At 69.5% G+C, this 17,310-nt stretch carries 11 protein-coding genes and 1 pseudogene; all 12 read right to left on the reverse strand.

From position 1 onward, the window contains the following. Positions 1–19 precede the first annotated feature (19 nt). The 12 genes and pseudogenes from H9L41_RS26220 to H9L41_RS14465 all read right to left on the reverse strand — a co-directional run bounded on the left by H9L41_RS26220 (position 20) and on the right by H9L41_RS14465 (position 17,173). Positions 20–238: a phosphopantetheine-binding protein gene (locus H9L41_RS26220; RefSeq protein ID WP_373282122.1), complete on the reverse strand. Its 219-nt coding sequence runs from the start codon at positions 236–238 to the stop codon at positions 20–22. Positions 239–342: 104 nt separating this feature from the next. Continuing rightward, a pseudogene (locus H9L41_RS14430) lies at positions 343–5,013 on the reverse strand (amino acid adenylation domain-containing protein); the annotation flags it as partial. Next, positions 4,992–8,306: a non-ribosomal peptide synthetase gene (locus H9L41_RS24915; protein ID WP_265583789.1), complete on the reverse strand. Its 3,315-nt coding sequence runs from the start codon at positions 8,304–8,306 to the stop codon at positions 4,992–4,994. The pseudogene H9L41_RS14430 and the gene H9L41_RS24915, both read right to left, overlap by 22 nt. A gap of 262 nt (positions 8,307–8,568) precedes the next feature. After that, positions 8,569–8,805 (reverse strand): MbtH family protein, encoded by a 237-nt coding sequence (locus H9L41_RS14440; protein WP_028444422.1) that lies wholly within the window; start codon positions 8,803–8,805, stop codon positions 8,569–8,571. A 940-nt stretch (positions 8,806–9,745) separates the two neighbouring features. Beyond that, the gene (locus H9L41_RS25785; protein ID WP_308419515.1) at positions 9,746–10,939 is read right to left on the reverse strand and encodes a methyl-accepting chemotaxis protein; all 1,194 of its coding nucleotides are present in this window, start codon (positions 10,937–10,939) and stop codon (positions 9,746–9,748) included. Next, entirely contained in the window at positions 10,903–11,376 is a 474-nt protein-coding gene (locus tag H9L41_RS24925) for a PAS domain-containing protein (protein WP_265583790.1), read from the reverse strand. Before H9L41_RS24925 ends, H9L41_RS25785 begins: the two co-directional genes overlap by 37 nt. A 205-nt stretch (positions 11,377–11,581) precedes the next feature. Continuing rightward, positions 11,582–12,049, reverse strand: coding sequence for a HipA domain-containing protein (locus tag H9L41_RS14450; protein ID WP_084299672.1), 468 nt, complete (start codon positions 12,047–12,049; stop codon positions 11,582–11,584). A 20-nt stretch (positions 12,050–12,069) separates the two neighbouring features. Continuing rightward, positions 12,070–13,245, reverse strand: a complete 1,176-nt coding sequence (locus tag H9L41_RS14455) for a DUF3322 domain-containing protein (RefSeq protein ID WP_308417290.1) — start codon at positions 13,243–13,245, stop codon at positions 12,070–12,072. Further along, positions 13,245–14,627, reverse strand: a complete 1,383-nt coding sequence (locus tag H9L41_RS25790; RefSeq protein WP_308419516.1) for an ATP-binding protein — start codon at positions 14,625–14,627, stop codon at positions 13,245–13,247. The genes H9L41_RS14455 and H9L41_RS25790 overlap by 1 nt, the downstream gene beginning before the upstream one ends. After that, positions 14,576–16,072: an ATP-binding protein gene (locus tag H9L41_RS25795; RefSeq protein WP_308419517.1), complete on the reverse strand. Its 1,497-nt coding sequence runs from the start codon at positions 16,070–16,072 to the stop codon at positions 14,576–14,578. The genes H9L41_RS25790 and H9L41_RS25795 overlap by 52 nt, the downstream gene beginning before the upstream one ends. Beyond that, positions 15,973–16,632 (reverse strand): ATP-binding protein, encoded by a 660-nt coding sequence (locus H9L41_RS25800; RefSeq protein WP_308419518.1) that lies wholly within the window; start codon positions 16,630–16,632, stop codon positions 15,973–15,975. Before H9L41_RS25800 ends, H9L41_RS25795 begins: the two co-directional genes overlap by 100 nt. Beyond that, positions 16,625–17,173, reverse strand: a complete 549-nt coding sequence (locus H9L41_RS14465; RefSeq protein WP_308419668.1) for a DUF4194 domain-containing protein — start codon at positions 17,171–17,173, stop codon at positions 16,625–16,627. Before H9L41_RS14465 ends, H9L41_RS25800 begins: the two co-directional genes overlap by 8 nt. Positions 17,174–17,310: the final 137 nt, after the last annotated feature.

Below are 17,310 nucleotides of genomic sequence, written 5' to 3' on the forward strand. Positions count from 1 at the left end.
CTCCTCCGGCAGGTCCCGTTCAGGCCTGCGCGTCTTCGAATTCGGCAAAGATGTATTCCAGGACGTCCTCGATCGTCGGCGAGTCGAACAGCACCCGCAGCGGCAGCTCGACGCCCAGGCTTTCCTGGATGCGGGTGGCGACGCGGGCCGCCAGCAGCGAATGGCCGCCGAGGTCGAAGAAGTTGTCCTGCACGCCGACGCGGTCCAGCCGCAGCACGTCGGCCCAGATCTCGGCCATGGCGGCCTCGATCGGCGTGCGCGGCGCGACGTAGGCCCGCGCGTCGAGCGCCGCGGCCTCGGGCGCCGGCAGCGCCTTGCGGTCGAGCTTGCCGTTGGGCGTCAGCGGCCAGCGCGCCAGCGGCACGAAGGCGGCCGGCACCATGTAGTCGGGCAGCGCCGCGCCGAGCCATTTGCGCAGCGCCTCGTCGGCCGGCGCGTCGCCGGCGGCGACGAAATAGCCGACCAGCCGCGGATTGCCGGCCTGGTCCTCGCGCGCCAGCACCACCGCCGACTGCACGCCGGGGCAGGCCGCCAGCCGCGCCTCGATCTCGCCGAGTTCGATGCGGAAGCCGCGCAGCTTGACCTGGAAGTCGTTGCGGCCGAGGTACTCGATCTGGCCGTCGGCCAGCCAGCGGCCGAGGTCGCCGGTGCGGTACATGCGGGCGCGCGGATCGGCCGAGAACGGGTCGGCCGGGAAGCGCTCGGCCGTCAGTTCGGGCCGGTTCAGGTAGCCGCGGCCGACCTGGACGCCGCCGATGTGGATCTCGCCGGCCACGCCCTGCGGCACCGGCTGCTGCAGCGCGTCGAGGATGTAGATGGCGGTGTTGGCGATCGGCCGGCCGATCGGCACGACCGGGGGCACGCCGTCGCGCGGGCAGGTCCAGGCGGTGACGTCGACCGCGGCCTCGGTCGGGCCGTACAGGTTGTGCAGGCCGGCCTCCGGCAGCGCGGCGCGCGCCTGGGCCGCCAGTGCGGCCGGCAGCGCCTCGCCGCTGCAGACGACGTGGCGCAGACTGGTGCATTGCGCCGCGTCGGGGTGCTGCAGGAAGACCTCGAGCATCGAGGGCACGAAGTGCAGCGTGGTGATGCGCCGCTCGGCGATAGTCCGCGCCAGGTAGGCCGGATCCTTGTGGCCGCCGGGCCGCGCCATGACCAGCCGCGCGCCGGCCAGCAGCGGCCAGAAGAATTCCCACACCGAGACGTCGAAGCTGAACGGCGTCTTCTGCAGTACCGCGTCGTCGCGGCCGAGGCGGTACTCGTCCTGCATCCACATCAGGCGGTTGACCACCGCGCGGTGCTCGTTCATCGCGCCCTTGGGCAGGCCGGTGGAGCCGGAGGTGTAGATCACGTAGGCCAGGTCGGAGGCTTGCGCCGCGGCGGCGAGGTCGCCGGCCGGCCGGTCGGCCCAGGCGGCCGCGTCGGCGTCGAGGTCGATCGCCGGCGGCGCAGCGGGAAGCTCGGCCAGCGCCGCCGCCAGCGCTGCGCGCGCCGGGCCGTGGCTCAGCACCGCCGCCGGCGCGCTGTCGCGCAGCATGTGGGCCAGCCGCTCGGCCGGGTAGTCCGGGTCGAGCGGCACATAGGCGCCGCCGGCCTTCAGCACCGCCAGCAGCGCCACCACCATTTCCAGCGAACGCTCGGCGCAGATCGCCACCCGCCGGTCCGGCCCACGCCCTGCGCCTGCAGGTGGCGGGCCAGCCGGTTGGCGCGGGCGTTCAGCTCGCCGTAGCTCAGCTGCGCGTCTTCGCAGGCCACGGCGACGGCGGCCGGATGGCGCGCGGCCTGGTCCTCGAACAGCTGGTGCAGGCAGCGGTCGCGCGGGTAGTCGGCCGCCGGGCCGTTCCATTCGACCAGCAGGCGCCGGCGTTCCTCGTCGGGCAGTACGTCGAGCCGGCCCAGCGCGCGCACCGGCGCCTGCTCGAGCGCGTCGGCGAGGCTGGCCAGCGCGTGCTGCAGCATGCCGCAGACGCGCGCCGCGTCGACTTCGCCGCAGACCTGCACGGTCAGGCGGAAATCGTCGCGCAGGTCGTCGATCGACAGCGTCAGCGGGTAGTTGGTGCGTTCGTCGGTGTGCAGGTGCTCGATGCCGTCGAGGCCGGCGGCATCCGCGACGGCCGCGGCTTCGGCCAGCGTGGCGCCGTGGCGGTAGTTGAGCAGCGAAGTGAACAAGGGTGCCGGCGGCGCCACCGCGCTGCAGCGCTGCGCCAGCGCCAGCGAGGCGTGCTCGTGGCGGATCAGCTCGGTCAGCGCCTGGTGGGTCTGCCGCACGCAGGCCGCCGCGCCGGTCTCGCCGAGATCGACGCGCAGCGGCAACGTGTTGATGAACGGCCCGAGGATGCGGTCGCTGCCCTCCCCGCCCTGCATGCGGCCGAACAGCACGGTGCCGAACACCACGGCGCTGCGGCCGGTGGTGCGCGCCAGCACCTGGCCCCAGGCGACGTGGAACAGGCTGGCGGCGCTGACGCCGAGCGCCTGTGCCTGCGCGCGCAGCCGTTGCGACAGCGCGGCGTCGACCGCCTGCCGTACCTGCTGCATGCGGTGGCCGTCGCCGCGCACGTCCAGCAGGCCGAACGGCGCGGTCGGCGCATCGATGCCGCCGAGCATCTTGCGGAAGAACGCTTCGTGCTCGGCCCGCGCCGCGCCGCGGCGGGTCTGCGCCACGTAGTCGCGGAACGGCAGCGCCGGCGGCAGCTGGTCGGCGCCGCCGGCCAGGTGGACGCGGATCTCCGCGTTCAGGTGCTTGAGCGAGGTGTTGTCGTCGATGATGTGGTGGAACTGCTTGAGCGCCAGCCACTGGCCGGTGTGCGGATCGCGGGCCAGCAGCAGGCGCATCAGCGGCGCCTGTTGCAGCGGCAAACGGCGTTCGGCTTTTTGACGCAGTTGCGTGCCGGCATCGCCTTGGGTCGGGTCGAGTTCGCACTCGTCGACCAGCAGCGGCGCCTGGCGCCAGACCACCTGCACCGGCTCGCCCAGACCTTCCCAGGCGAAGGCCGTGCGCAGGATGTCGTGGCGGGCAATCACCGCCTCGAGGGCTTCGAGGTAGGCATCCAGGCGGCTACGGTCGCGGAAGCGGATCAGGCTGGCCAGCAGATAGGGGTCGTGCTCCTTGGCCATCAGGTGGTGGAACAGGATGCCTTCCTGCAAAGGCGCCAGCGGGTAGATGTCCTGCACGTTGGCCGCGCCGCCGGGCACGCCGGCGACGATGCGGTCGATCTCGTCCTGGCTCAGCGCGACCAGCGGCAGCAGTTCCGGCGTGATGCGCTCGCAGCCCGGTTCGATCAGGTTCGGCGGGACGATGTCCTGGCTTGACTCATTGCCAACTGCCGCTGCCAATGCCGCCAAGGTTGGCGTGCCGAACAGCACCCGCACGTCGGCATGCAGCCCCTGCCGCCGCATCCGCTCCAGCACGCGCAAGGCCAGCAGCGAATGGCCGCCGAGTTCGAAGAAGTGGTCGTGCCGGCCGATCCGCTCCAGTCCCAGCACCTCGGCCCAGATCGCCGCCAGCGCGGTTTCGACCGGCCCTTCCGGCGCGGCGTAGCGCCGTTCGCCGAAGGCCTGGCCGTCGGGCTCGGGCAGCGCCTTGCGGTCGAGCTTGCCGTTGGCCGTCAGCGGCCAGTGCGCGACCGCGACGTAGGCGGCCGGCACCATGTGTTCAGGCAGGACGGCAGCCAGTTGCCGCCGCAGCACGTCGGCGCCAGCCGGCTCGGCGACCGCCGTGTAATAAGCAACCAAACGCTGCTCGCCGGCCGCATCGGGCCGGGCCAGCACCACCGCCTCGCGCACGCCGGGCTGCTGCTGCAGCACGCTCTCGATCTCGCCGAGCTCGATGCGGAAGCCGCGGATCTTCACCTGGAAGTCGTTGCGGCCGAGGTATTCGAGGCTGCCGTCGGCGCGGTAGCGGCCGAGGTCGCCGGTCTTGTAGAGACGATCGCCGGCGACGAAGGGACTGGCGACGAAGCGTTCGGCCGTCAGCTCGGGCCGGTTCAGGTAGCCGCGCGCCACGCCGGCGCCGCCGACGTGCAATTCGCCGGCCACGCCGATCGGCACCGGCGCACCGTGCGCGTCGAGCAGGTAGAGCCGCAGATCGCCGATGCGCTCGCCGATCGGGCTGCCGGCCTTGTCGCAATCCGCTTCGCTGAGCGGCCGGTAAGTGACATGCACCGTGGTTTCGGTGATGCCGTACATGTTGACCAGTTGGGTCGCTGCATTGCGGCCGTCGCGATACCAGGGCTTCAGTTGGGCCGTGTCCAGCGCTTCGCCGCCGAAGATCACGGTACGCAAGGCATGACGTGCATCACTGCCCGCCTGCGCCGCCACCAGGCTGCGGAATGCGCTCGGCGTCTGGTTCAGCACCGTCACGCGCTGCTCGCACAGCAGGCCGTAGAACGCTTCCGGATCGCGGCTGGTCGCGCGCGGCACGATCACCAGCTTGCCGCCGTGCAGCAGCGCGCCCCAGATCTCCCACACCGAGAAATCGAAGGCGAACGAGTGGAACAGCGTCCACACGTCGTTCGCGCCAAAGCCGAACCAGCGCTCGGTCGCACTGAACAGCCGAGCGACATTGCGCTGCTCGACCATCACGCCCTTGGGCTGGCCGGTCGAGCCCGAGGTGTAGATCACGTAGGCGAGGTGATGCGGCGCGAGGTCGCCGATCTCGGGCGCATGGTCGGGGAAATGGCGCCAGTCGGCGTCGAGATCGAACACCGGCGGCTTCGCCGGCAGGTCGGCCAGCGCGACGCCCAAAGCCGCGCGCGCCGGCCCATGGCTCAGCACGGCCAGCGGACGGCTGTCCGCCAGCATGTAGGCCAGCCGCTCGGCCGGATAGGCCGGATCGAGCGGCACGTAGGCGCCGCCGGCCTTCAGCACGGCCAAGAGGCCGACCACCATCTCCAGCGAACGCTCGGCGCAGATCGCCACCAGCACGTCCGGCCCCACACCCTGCGCGCGCAGGTGATGCGCCAATCGATTGGCACGGCGATCCAGTTCGCCATAGCTCAGCGAGTCGCCTTCATGCACCAGCGCGACCGCCTCGGGCGCAGCCGCGACTTGCGCCGCGAACAACTGCGGCAAGGTCTGCGCAGCAGCGAAATCCTCGGCCCGGTTCCAATCGACCAGCAACTGCTGCCGCTCCCCTCGGCCAGCGATTCGAGCCGGCCGATCGCCACGCCCGGCCGCGCCAGGCAGTCGGCCAGCAGGCGCAGGTAGTTGTCGCGCATGCGCGCCATGGTGTCGGCGCTGAACAGGTCGGTCGCGTAGTTCCACAGCAGCGTGATGGTGTCGGCGTTGTCGCTGCCGCGCGGGATCAGCACGATCTCGAAGTCGAACTTGCAGGTCTGGTTGCTGTAGGCCTCGAACAGCGACATCGAGAAACCCGGGCCGGCCAGCGCCGGCACGTCGGAGCTGTGGAAGCTGAAGCCGACCTGGAACAGCGGGTTGTGCGAGATCGAGCGGCTCGGCTGCAGCTCGCGCACCACCCGCTCGAACGGCACCTCGGCGTGGTCGTAGGCATCCATCACCGTGCCGCGCACGCGCGCCAGCAGCTCGCGGAAGGTCGGGTCGCCGGCCACGTCGCTGCGGATCACCACGCTGTTGACGAACATGCCGAGCATGCGCTCGGCCTCGCGCGACTTGCGGTTGGCCACGGTCGAGCCGATCAGCAGGTCCTCGCTGGCGCAGTAGCGGCACAGCAGGATCTGGAAGGCCGCCAGCAGCACGGTGAACGGCGTGACGCCCTCGGCCTGGCACAGCGCGCGGATGCCGGCGTTGAGCTCGGCCGGGAACTCCAGCCGCAGCTGGCGGCCGCGGTAGGACGGCATGGCCGGCCGCGGGAAGTCGGTCGCCAGCGGCAGCACCATCGGCACGCCGGCCAGCTTGCGCTTCCAGTAGGCCAGTTGCTGGCGGTAGCGCGACTCGGCCACCGGGCCGCGCTGCCAGCGCGCGTAGTGGCGGTACTGGGCCGGCGGCGCCGGCGGCGGCGCGGCCTGGGCCCCGCTGTAATAGCCGTACAGCGCCAGCAGCTCCTGCAGGAACAGGTTGGCGCTCCAGCCGTCGTGGACGAAGTGGTGCTCGACGTGGACCAGCGCATGTTCGTCGCGACCCAGCTGCACCAGCGCCCAGCGCACCAGCGGCAGCGTCGCCAGCACGAAGGGCCGGCGGACCGTCTGCTCGACCACCCGCGCCAGCGCCGCGGCCTGCGCCTCGGAACCGGCCATGTCGCTCAGGTCGACCCGCTCGAGCGCGGCGCGCGCATGCGGGTGGATCTGCTGGCACGGCGCGCCGGCGGCGTCGTGGAAGGTGGTGCGGAAGATCTCGTGGCGGGCCACCACGGCGTCGAGCGCCTGCTGCAGCAAGGCCGGGTCGATGCGGCCGCGGATGCGGATCACGCTCTGGGCGTTGTAGGCCAGCGTGCCGGGCGACAGCGCCTCGAGCAGCCAGATCGCGCCCTGCTGGTAGCTCAGCGGGATCGGGCCGGTCTGCACGCTGTCGGCCTCGACGCACAGGCTTTCGCCGCCCTCGTCCGCCGCCGCCTCGGCCAGCAGGCCGGCCAGCCCGGCCACGGTGCGGGCGCCGAACAGCGCATTGAGCGGCAGCTGGCGGCCGAAGCGCTCGCGCACCCGCGTCGCCAGCCGCACCGCGCTGAGCGAATGGCCGCCCAGCGCCAGGAAATCGTCGTCGACGCCGACCGGCTCGACGTGCAGCACCTCGGCCCAGATCTCGGCCAGCGCCTGCTCGGTGCCGTTGCGCGGCGCGACGTAGGGCGTGTGCTCGGGCCGCTGCGCCGGCGCCGGCAGCGCCTGGCGGTCGAGCTTGCCGTTCGGCGTCAGCGGCCAGGACGGCATGCGCACGTAGGCGGCCGGCAGCATGTGGGCCGGCAGCGCGGCAGCCAGTTGCAGGCGCAGCGCCGCGGCGGCGGGCGCCGCCTCCTCGTCGGCCAGGTAGTAGGCGACCAGGCGCTTGTCGCCCGGCACCGGCTCATACGCCAGCACCACCGCCTCGCGCACGCCGGGGCAGCGCACGAGTTGCGCCTCGATCTCGCCCAGCTCGATGCGGAAGCCGCGCAGCTTGACCTGGAAATCGTCGCGGCCGAGGTATTCCAGGTTGCCGTCGGGCAGCAGGCGGCCGAGGTCGCCGGTCCTGTACAGCCGTTCGCTGCCGCGCGCGACGAAGCGCTCGGCGGTCAGCTCGGGCCGGCCCAGGTAGCCGCGCGCCACGCCGGCGCCGCCGATATGGATCTCGCCGATCTCGCCCGGCGCGACCGGTTCGCCGACCTCGTCCAGCAGGTAGAGGCCGGCGCCGGCGATGGCGCGACCGATCGGCACGCTGGCCGCCTCGGACGCGGGATCGCACAGGTGGACGCTGGCCCACACCGTGGCCTCGGTCGGACCGTAGGCGTTGAACAGCCGGCGGCCCTGGCCCCAGCGCCGGGCCAGGCCCGGCGGCAGCGCCTCGCCGGCCAGGATCAGCACCGGCGTGGCCGGCAGCTCGGCGTCCGGCGGCAGCGCCGCCAGCACGGCCGGCGGCAGCGTGGCGTGGGTGATGCCGTCCTGCCGCAGCAATTGCAGCAACGCCTCGCCGGCCAGCCGCTGGCCGCGCGGCGCCAGCTGCAGCGCGGCGCCGTGGGCCAGCGCCAGTACGGTCTCGAAGGCCGAGGCGTCGAAGCTGAAGGAGGCGAACTGCAGTACCCGGCCGTCCGGTCCGATGCCGAAGGTCTGGGCCTGGGCGCGCGCCATGTTCAGCACGCCGCCGTGCTCGACCATCACGCCCTTGGGCGCGCCGGTGGAGCCGGAGGTGTAGATCACGTAGGCCAGCTGGTCGGGTTTCAGCCCCGCATGGCCCGGGTCGGCGGTCGGCAGATCGGCCCAGCGGGCGGCGTCGGCGGCCAGGTCGAGCAGCGACGGCGGCGTCTCCAACCCTGCGCAGGCGGCGGCCAGCACGGCCCGTGTCGGCTCGTGGCCGAGCGCCAGCGCCGGCCTGGCGTCGCCGAGCATGTAGGCCAGCCGCGCCGGCGGGTAGGCCGGATCGAGCGGCAGATAGGCGCCGCCGGCCTTCCACACCGCCAGCAGCGCGACCAGCAGATCGGCCGAGCGCTCCAGGCACAGCGCGACCAGGGTCTCGGGCCCGACGCCCTGGGCCCGCAGGTGATGGGCGAGCCGGTTGGCGCGCGCGTTCAGCTCGGCGTAGCTCAGCGCAGTACCATCCTGCAGCACCGCCGGCGCCGCCGGGCGGGCGGCCGCGTGCGCCTCGAACAGCGCATGGATACAGGGAACGGACGGGTTTGCCGTATCCACGGCCACGGAATGATTCGACACTTGCTGCACCTCGACGGCGAGAGACCTGTTTCGATCGGATGGCCCGGCCGCGCCCAGGGGCGACGGCCGGACGGACTGAGGACTGCGCGCAGGCATGCCGCGGACGGGCGAGGCCATGCCGGGGCCGGGCCGAGCGGAAACGGGACGGGACGCCGCCGGGCGCGTCTCCCGGGACGGAAAACGGCGCTACGGCGGAACGGGAAACCCGGCCAGCCGGCAAGGCCGCGCCCTCGCCCGTTCGGGCGACGCGCGCAGTGCCTGGCTAGTCGCGGATGGATCGATGCCCGATGAGGTCGGACATCTGCTCGCGCAGGGAGCGCGGCCGCATGTCGGTCCAGTGGGCGTCGATGTATTCGAGGCAGGCCTGTTTGGCACCTTGCATGCCAACGGCGGACCAGCCATCGGGAATGGCCTTGCCCACCTGCCAGATCGAATATTGGAGTTCTGCGTTGATCACGACCTCGAACAGCTCGTCGGTCGCGGTATGGTCGTACGTCATGCTGCTGCCCATCCTATCCATGCCTCTCGTGAAGACACCAGCGCGCCGACACCGGTGATCGCGGCGCGCCTGCCGAGCAGGACGGTGTTGCAGTCCGGTCGCGTTCTCGAAACCGATCCATGGCCGGCAGGTCTTGCGAGCCCATCCCGCGATACGGGACTGCGCGCGGCAACCATGCCGATCGGGGCCTTCGCCAACGCCCCGGACCGATTCCTGTGCAACCGTTCCTCCGTCCATTTTTATATATTTTTTCTTATTTGCTTAGCGCAAAAATAAGTAAGGCGGACTATACAGAAGCGCTATGGCAAAGCAATGCGCATGACTGACGCATTGCAGCATCTGTTGCGTCCATGCAGAACGCCAGGAGCGAGGCGGGGCGCGGGTTACAGGCGGGTGGTGACGAGCAGTACGCGGCCTGGCCGACATGACAAACGGGAATTTTCAACCTGATTCCGGACAGGATTTTACGGATTTCACGACCCGGTTCGATTGACCGGTCGCTTGATCGGTTTTATCGATCAATTGAATACCGAGCGGGAAAATATGGGACTTACATACTTAATTTCCTAAGCGCGCCTAGTGCCAATTAGCCCCTCTCCCGTGCGCGGGAGAGGCACCCGTTTCTGCCATGCAGAAACGGGGAGGGGCGCCCGGCGTAGGGTGAGGGCTGGTTCATCAAACCACAGCCCTCATCCGGCCCTCCGGGCCACCTTCTTCCAAGACCGGGCAACTTGGACTGCCGCCCGCGCGCGGGAGAAGGGTTGAGATTGCTCGACGGCTAGTGCATTTATAAAGAGGCAAGTCTCAACGCCTGATCGAGAATCGACTTAAGCAGACCGTCGATTTTCGGGTCGCCACGACACCGCCCAGCAGATGGATTTGCACCACCTTCCAGCGCAACGAGGCGGCCGGCCATTACCTGGCCGCCGCCCGCCCGGCGTCAAACCTGGTACTGCCGCACCGACCGGCGCATCCGTTCGAGCATGTTCTCGAGCGTGCCGACCCGGCCCATGGCCTGCTCCACCGTCACCACGTTCTGTTCGGTCATCGACGCCACCCGCTCGACGCTGCGCGCCAGCTCCGACATGGCGCGGCCCTGCTCGCCGGCCGAATGCGAGATGTCGGTCACCATGGCCGCCGTGCCCTGCATGTGCTGGTTGATGCGCAGCAGCGCGTCGCGCGCCGCCTGCACCAGCTCGACGCTGGCGCCGACCTGGGCCGCGCCGGCGTGCATGCCGCCGACCGCACGTTCCGAGTCGCCCTGGATGGTCAGGATCAGCGCATCGATCTCGCCGGTCGCCGCACGGGTGCGCTCGGCCAGCTTGCGCACTTCGTCGGCCACCACCGCGAAGCCGCGGCCCTGTTCGCCGGCCCGCGCGGCCTCGATCGCCGCGTTCAGCGCCAGCAGGTTGGTCTGGTCGGCGATCTCCTTGATCACGCCGGCGATGCGGCCGATCTCGGCCGAGCTCCTGCCCAGGTCCTCGACCTGGCCGGCGGCCGACTTCACCGTCTCGGCCAGCAGCAGGATGCCCTCGCTGGCGCGGATCGACAGCTGTTCGCCCTCGCTGGCCGCCGCGCGGGTCTGGCCGGCCACCGCCTGGGTCTCGACCGCGTTGGTCGCCACCTCGTGGATCGACACCGTCAGCTGCTCGACCGTGGCGGCGGCCGACGAAGTCGCGGTGTTCTGCACCTGGGCCGACTGCTCGATGCCGCGCACGCCCTCGCCGACGTCGCCGGCCGCCTCGCGGACGTGGGCCAGCGCATCGTCGACCGCCTGCACCGTAGCCTGTACCGAAGAGACGAAGGACGAGGCCATGCGGCCGATGTCGCCGACCAGGTCCGCCCGCTCCATGCGGACGCGGGTGGTCAGCTTGCCGGTCGACAGCACCTCGCCGAAGAAGCCGGCGATGGTCTGCAGATCGGCCTGCAGCCGCGGCAGGAACCAGGCCAGCAGGTAGATCGCCAGCGCCAGGCCCAGCGCCAGCAAAGGCCAGCCGGCCAGCCCGGGCGCGACCAGGCCGGCATGGCTGGCCGCCCAGAACAGATTGCTCAGCAGCATGAAGCCGCCGATCAGGCCGAGCTGCCCGCGCAGCCCGGTCAGCGCCGCCAGCCAGGCCGGCCGGTTGGCCACCACCCGGCCCTGCTCGATGCGGATGCTGCGGTCGCCCCGCGGATGCGCGCATAGGCGGCCGAGGCCGTGGCGATCTGCTCGCGCGTGGGCCGGCCGCGGATCGACTGGTAGCCGACCACCCGACCGTCCTCGCGTACCGGCGAGGCATTGGCGATCACCCAGTAGAAGCCGCCGTCGCGGCGCCGGTTCTTGACCAGGCCGCGCCAGGGCCGGCCGGCCTTGAGCGTGCGCCACAGGTCGGCGAAGGCCTCCTGCGGCATGTCGGGATGGCGGACCAGGTTGTGCGGCTGGCCGACCATCTCGTCCTGGCGGTAGCCGCTGATCTCGGCGAAGGCCTCGTTGGCCTCGACGATCACGCCGCGCAGATCCGTGCGCGAGTAGATGAACACCCCTTCGGGTACGACCGTCTCGATGTTGGTGACGGGGAAATCGTTTCTCATGATGGCTCTCCTGGTCCGTTGGCGGCTGCACGGACCGGCGGACCGTGGCCGCGCCGGCGGCACCTCGCGGGGAAAGGCGGTGGCCGGCTGCAGAACGAACTCTAGCGATCGCCGGGCGGCGCGGGAGCTAGGTCGGCTACGGGGAGGGGGCTGGGGAATTGCCGGGGTCGGGTGGCGTATGAGGCGGCATGGGCCAGGTGGCAGGCTACTTCCCCAGCGAGCCGAGCCAGACCGTGATCCGCTGCAGCGTCATCGCCCTGAACGCCGTGGGCAGCAGCCGTTCGTAGTCGGCCAGGCCGGCCCGCATCGCGGCCAGGAAATCATCCAGCGCCTGCCCGATCTCCTGCTGCGCATCGAAGCCGAAGCGGCGCGGATTGGCACACAGGCGACCGCGGGAGATGCGCTTGTCCGCGACGTCGATGCCCATCGACAAGGTCGCGGGCGTCTCGACCGGGTTGGGTACGACGTCGAAGGCCGGCGCCAGGCGCCAGCGCCGCTGCTGGTGCCGGTAGATCGCGGCGTGGTTGCGCGGATGTCCTTGCGCCGCTTCTCGATGGCGTTGCCCCAGGCTTGCAGGCGATAGCCGATCTTGGGATGGATGTTGTCCGCGTTCAGGCTGTTTTTGGGCGTCTTCGGTGATATGAGTAACCTCATTGAGCTCAATGCAATCCATATCACCACCCCGACAAGCCATCACCGACGCAACCGGCCGAGCGCTCCGCTCACCCAGTCGAAGCCCACGTGCTCCTGTTCCAGCCGCAGGCCTGCACGGATGCGGTCATCCCGCAGCGCGTCGTACAGATCCTGCTCGTCCCACGTGAGCCGGCGCAGGTCGCTGCGTTTCGGCGCGTCCTCGTATCCCCACAACGCCGCATGCGCATCCAGGGTCGCTCGATCCATCAGGAACGAGGCGGCATGGGGAAAGTAGCCGCGAAACTGATCCAGGATGGCGAAGCCGTGGGTATCGATGTCGCCCCAGTAGTGGATTGCGCATCGCTCCAGCCAACGCGCCCCGGCCAGCGCCTCCCAGCCGTAGCCGGAGCCGAATATGACCAGCGCGCCGGGAACGTTCGGCAATGCCAGGAAATTGGCTTCGTTTTCCGTGATGAACACCTGCCGTACATCCAGCGCCAGCCGGCTGAAGCTGTCCGCATCCAGGGCGATGTCCGGGCAGGAGGTGCCGGGTAGCGCATGAACGTCCGGGTCGAGTATCCGGAAGCGGATGCGCAAGGGTTTCTCTCGAAAACCGTATCGGGCCTCGAACCGGGCAACGCCGGTCCTTGCCGCATCCACGCAGTCCGTCGGCAGGGCCAGATCGAACAGTTCGGCCAATACGGAACGGTGCGCCTCGATGAACTTGGTGTGCACGCCCGGCACGTTCACCTGGCGCAGATAGAGGCCGGGACGCGGATGCGCCCTCAGCCAGTCCACCACCGACAGCAGCCGCGGCCATTCGCCGGCCAGCTCGAGCGCCTGCAATGGCCGCCTTTCCAGCCAGGGCAGCAGCGAGGGATGGCTCTGCCGGCTCGTTTCGATGAGCACGGAGAAACGCGCCCAATCGCGCCGCTTCCCGATCCAGCCGACGGCGTCTTCGATCGAATCGACCCAGACGCTTGCGGGAAGCCGCTGCAAGCCCTGCACCCGGTGACGCACCTCCTGCCACTCCAGCCGGAACGGGAACCCGGCGGCCAATTCCGATACCCATGCCCGCACGGCTTCGAAACGATCCGTCAGGTCGGCCGACCCCGGCCCCTTGAGCACCAGCCGCAAGGGGAAGCGCGACGCGCCGCTCACTGCATCGCGCAGCAATTCACCGCGTTCCCACAACCGCAGCAGCTGAACCTTCAGATCATTGGGCGAGGTCCACATCAAGGGCTCGCCTCGGCGCTGCGCGGCGCCATGGCCGCTTTCTGGAGCCGATATTCCTCGATGGACAGATTGCGCAGCTTCGAAGCCCTGCCCCCTTCGTTATGCACGAACCCGACGCTGGAAACGTACGGCTCGATGATGTGGATCTTCTGCAGCGGGGTGACGATCAGCAATTGCAGATTGAGCTGACGGAACAGTTTCAGGCCATATTGCGCCGACTCGTCCGAGCCCCGCCCGAACGCCTCGTCGATGACCACGAAGCGAAAGGAGCGCGAGCGCACCGCACCCCATTCCAGGCCGAACTGGTAAGCCAGGCTGGCGGCAAGGATGGTGTAGGCCAGCTTTTCCTTCTGGCCGCCGGATTTGCCGCCCGAATCCGAGTAATGCTCGTGCTCGGCACCGTCGGCGCGCCAGCGCTCGCTGGCGGCGAACAGGAACCAGTTGCGTACGTCGGTCACCTTCGCCGTCCAGCGGCGGTCCTGCTCGGACAAGCCTTCGCGCCCACGGAACCGGTCGATGACCGCCTTGACCTGCAAGAACTTGGCCTCGGAGTACTGGGCCTCGTCGGAACCGGTCACCGCCCCTTCGGTACAGGCACGCAGTTCCTGCTGGAAATCGCGGATCTCCGCATCCGGGCTGTGCTGGAATTCCAGCACGATATAGCGGCCGACGTTGTAGTCGATCTCGCCCAGCGACTTGTTGATGTGGGCGATGCGTTCCTTGATCGTCTCGCGCTCGCGCGCCAGCTGGGCGTTGAAATTGGCGATCTCGTTGATGGTGTTGACGTTCAGGAGTTCCTTGAAGCGGGCGACGAAGCGCGGCAGATCGTCGCGATTCAGCTGCGCGAGCAGGTTTTCGTACTCGAACGCGGCTTCCAGGCTGGCATCGATCTCGGCGGTCTCCAGCTTGAACTCTTCCTTGAACGAGGCCATCGCCTTGATGATCTTCTCGGCCAGCCGGTTCACCGCCTTGGTTTCATTGTCGATCCGGGCTTGCAGCCAGCCGCGCAGGTCCTGCTCGCGGTTGTCGCAGGATTCGACCGTCAGTTGATGCTCGCCCAGCGCTTCGGCCCGCAAGGCTTCGAGCGTATCGGCCAAGGAAGCGTCGATGACGGCGCCGCGGATCAGCGACTCGGCCTGTTCGCGCAGCGATTGCGCGGCGGCTTGCCGCTGAAGCACGTCTCCGCGTTTCTCGAGTGCGAGCCGCAGGCCGTCTTCGGTGGCTTTCAGCGCCTGCCGCTGCGCCTGCAATTGTTCGTTCAGCTGCTTGAGAACATCGGAGGCCCGTTCCAACTGGCCGCGTTCGTCCTCGAGCGCGGCGATCTCCGCCACTACGCTGCGCCAGTCGAGCTCTTCGAAGCGGGTGAATTCCTGCAGGCCCACCAGGGCATCGCGCCGGCCTTGCAGCTTTTTGAGTTCCGCCTTGATGTCGCCGATCCGCCCCCTTCTTCGCCCAGATGGATTTCGAGCAGCCGGCGCTTCCCCTCCAGCGCGGCGATCTTGGCGTCGTTGCTCCAGCCCAGCACATAGCGGCTGCGATCGTCGATGCGGCGGCGATCGTCCTTCTCGTGCCGGCCGGTCGGATCCTTGATCTGGCCCGCGCGGGTGATGGCGCGCTGCTCCCGGCGGAACTGCTCCTGGGTGGCGCAGCAGGCCACGTCGAAACGCTTGGCGAGCTCCTGCTCCAGCCAGTCGTAATAGGGCGAATCGGGCTTGACGGCCAGCTTGCGCACCAGGGAATCCCGATGCAGCTCCGGCAACGCGTCGGACTTGCGCGGCCGGACGTGGAAATAGACCAGGCGCCCCTGCAGGTGGCTGTCGTCCACCCATCCGGCCACGGCCTTGTAGTGCGCATCGGGCACCAGCAGCGCCAGGCCGAAGCCGCGCAGCAGGCGCTCGGCCGCGCCTTCCCAGTCGCGCTCGTCTTCACGGACCTGGATCAGTTCGCCGGCGAACGGCATGTCCTCGGTCTTCAAGCCCAGCGCCGCGCACAACTCGGTTCGAATCCGGACCTGCTGATCGTCGATATTGCTGCGCCGCTTCTTCAAGCTGTCGATTTCGGCCGTCAGTTGATCGTGCTCCGACTTGCCCTGGCGCAGGGTCACGGTGTGATCGGTCAGCTCGTTCTGCAGGTCGGCTTCCCGGTTCTCGACGTCGTCGCGCCAGATCTTGAAGCGCTCCCGCTGCGCGGCGAAGGCCTCGTCGTCGGCGACGACCGCCTCCCCCAGCACGGTCGCCAGTTCGTCGTAGCGCGTCGCCTTGATGCGGCGCGCATCGCGCACCTGCCCCTTCCTGCCGATGTCGACCGCCAGCCGTTCCAGCCGGTCGCCGCCATTGTCGCTGATCGCCTGCCTGAGCCCGTCGATCCGGAGGCTTTGCTCCTCGCGGCTGGCATCCAGCCTGCCGACCTGGCCATCGACCTTGCCCAGTTCGTCATTCAGCAGACCCAGGCGCTTGACCAGCAAGCCATGCTTCAAACCGGCGAAATGCACGCGCAGGCTGTCGCGGCAGTGGCGCAGCCGGTCGACCTCGATCAACAGCTCGCCGTGGCGCTTGCCGTCGGCCACCAGCGGCGTCAGCAGTTCCACCTGCCGTTGCGCCTTGAGCACCGCCTGATGGGCGCGGTTGAGATCGTCGAAATGCCCGATCAGGGCCTGCACGCGCGGCGCGACCTCGAACGGCTCCAGCATGTGGCTGCGCACGAAATCGGTGAGATTGCCCACCGATTTCATCGATACCGTCTGGTGGAACAGCTCCAGCGCCTGGTCGTTCTCGATGCCGAAACGGCGGCGGAACCAGGCGGCGTAGGGCGGAAAGCTGTCGTGCAATTCGGCGCCCGCTCCGCGCAGCTTCTTGCGCAAGGCGGCGATGTCGCTGCCGAAGTCGGCGAAATCGGCGGCGATGGCCAGCCCTCGCTCCGCCCCAGGAAGAACCGGGCGGGCTGGCCCTGGGCGTCCTTCATCCAGAACACCTGGGCCAGGCTCACGGTCTGGTCGTAACCCGCGTTGTGGAATACCCCGAGGATGACCGAATAGCTGTTGTGGTCGCGCAAGGACACGGGCTTGGCCGTCCCGGTCACCTCGTTGCGCTCGGACTTGTAATGCCCGAGCACGTAGGAGCGCAAGGTGCGCTCGCGGCTGTCGGCGCCGGCGGCCTTGTTGTAGGCGATGCGCTGGGCCGGCACCAGCAGGGTGGTGATGGCGTCGACCAGCGTGGACTTGCCCGAGCCGATGTCGCCGGTGAGCAGCCCGTTCCTGCCGTCCAGTTGCAGGGTCCACACCCGGCCGTCGAAAGTGCCCCAGTTGAGCACTTCCAGCCGGACCAGGCGAAAGCCGGACAATGCATCGTCAACCGCAAAGTCCAGGTCGAACGACGGCGCCTCATGCATCGCGCGCCTCCTTGCCGGAGCCGGCGCCCGACAGCGCGGACCGGTATGCCGCCAGCCGGGCGTCGAAATCGGCCAGCCATTGCGCGTCGACGAAGGCCTTCAGGATGCGGCGCACCTCGAAGCTGGCCGGCCCCGCGGCAGCGCCACCGGCCGGCTTGAGCCGGTGCAGGAAACCCAGTTCCACCGTCTTGTTGACGACGGTCTCGATCTGGTCGATCAGCCTGGCTTCGTTGGGACCCTCGGGCAGGAACACCCGGACCAGTTCCACGATCTCGTCGCGGCTCAGGACCAGCCGGGTGTCGCCGCCGCCGGCATCGAACTCGGCGAGCTTCTTGCGCAACAGGGCCAGCAACAGGCTGACCGGAAACGACAGGGGCCGCCGTGCGATCAGGCGCGGCAGGCGCGGCGCCGGATCGTCGTCCGGCGGCTCGGGCCGGCTCTTGAGGAAGGCATACCCCTCCGCTTCGTCCAGCACCAGCTCGAGGTTCAGCACGGCCACGTAGTCGCGCACCCGGGACTGCAGGTTCAGCAGCGCCCCCAGCTGCGCTCGTCGCTCTCGCGGTAGAGCACACCCTTGAGCAAGCCGATCAGCAGTGCCGACAGATCGGGCGCCGGTGCCGGCACGCCGGCATATTCCTCTTCCATCCGGATAGGATCCTTTATGTTCTGATTTCCCGG

It is taken from the genome of Chitinimonas koreensis (genome assembly GCF_014353015.1).
Classification (GTDB): Bacteria; Pseudomonadota; Gammaproteobacteria; order Burkholderiales; family Chitinimonadaceae; genus Chitinimonas; species Chitinimonas koreensis.

Bases quoted from the DNA above. Each gene is read 5' to 3' on its own strand.
- H9L41_RS14440 (WP_028444422.1), bottom strand. From the start codon at position 8,805: ATGACGTACGACCATACCGCGACCGACGAGCTGTTCGAGGTCGTGATC.
- H9L41_RS14450 (WP_084299672.1), bottom strand. From the start codon at position 12,049: ATGGATTGCATTGAGCTCAATGAGGTTACTCATATCACCGAAGACGCC.
- H9L41_RS25800 (WP_308419518.1), bottom strand. From the start codon at position 16,632: ATGCATGAGGCGCCGTCGTTCGACCTGGACTTTGCGGTTGACGATGCA.
- H9L41_RS24925 (WP_265583790.1), bottom strand. From the start codon at position 11,376: ATGAGAAACGATTTCCCCGTCACCAACATCGAGACGGTCGTACCCGAA.
- H9L41_RS14455 (WP_308417290.1), bottom strand. From the start codon at position 13,245: ATGTGGACCTCGCCCAATGATCTGAAGGTTCAGCTGCTGCGGTTGTGG.
- H9L41_RS26220 (WP_373282122.1), bottom strand. From the start codon at position 238: ATGGCCGAGATCTGGGCCGACGTGCTGCGGCTGGACCGCGTCGGCGTG.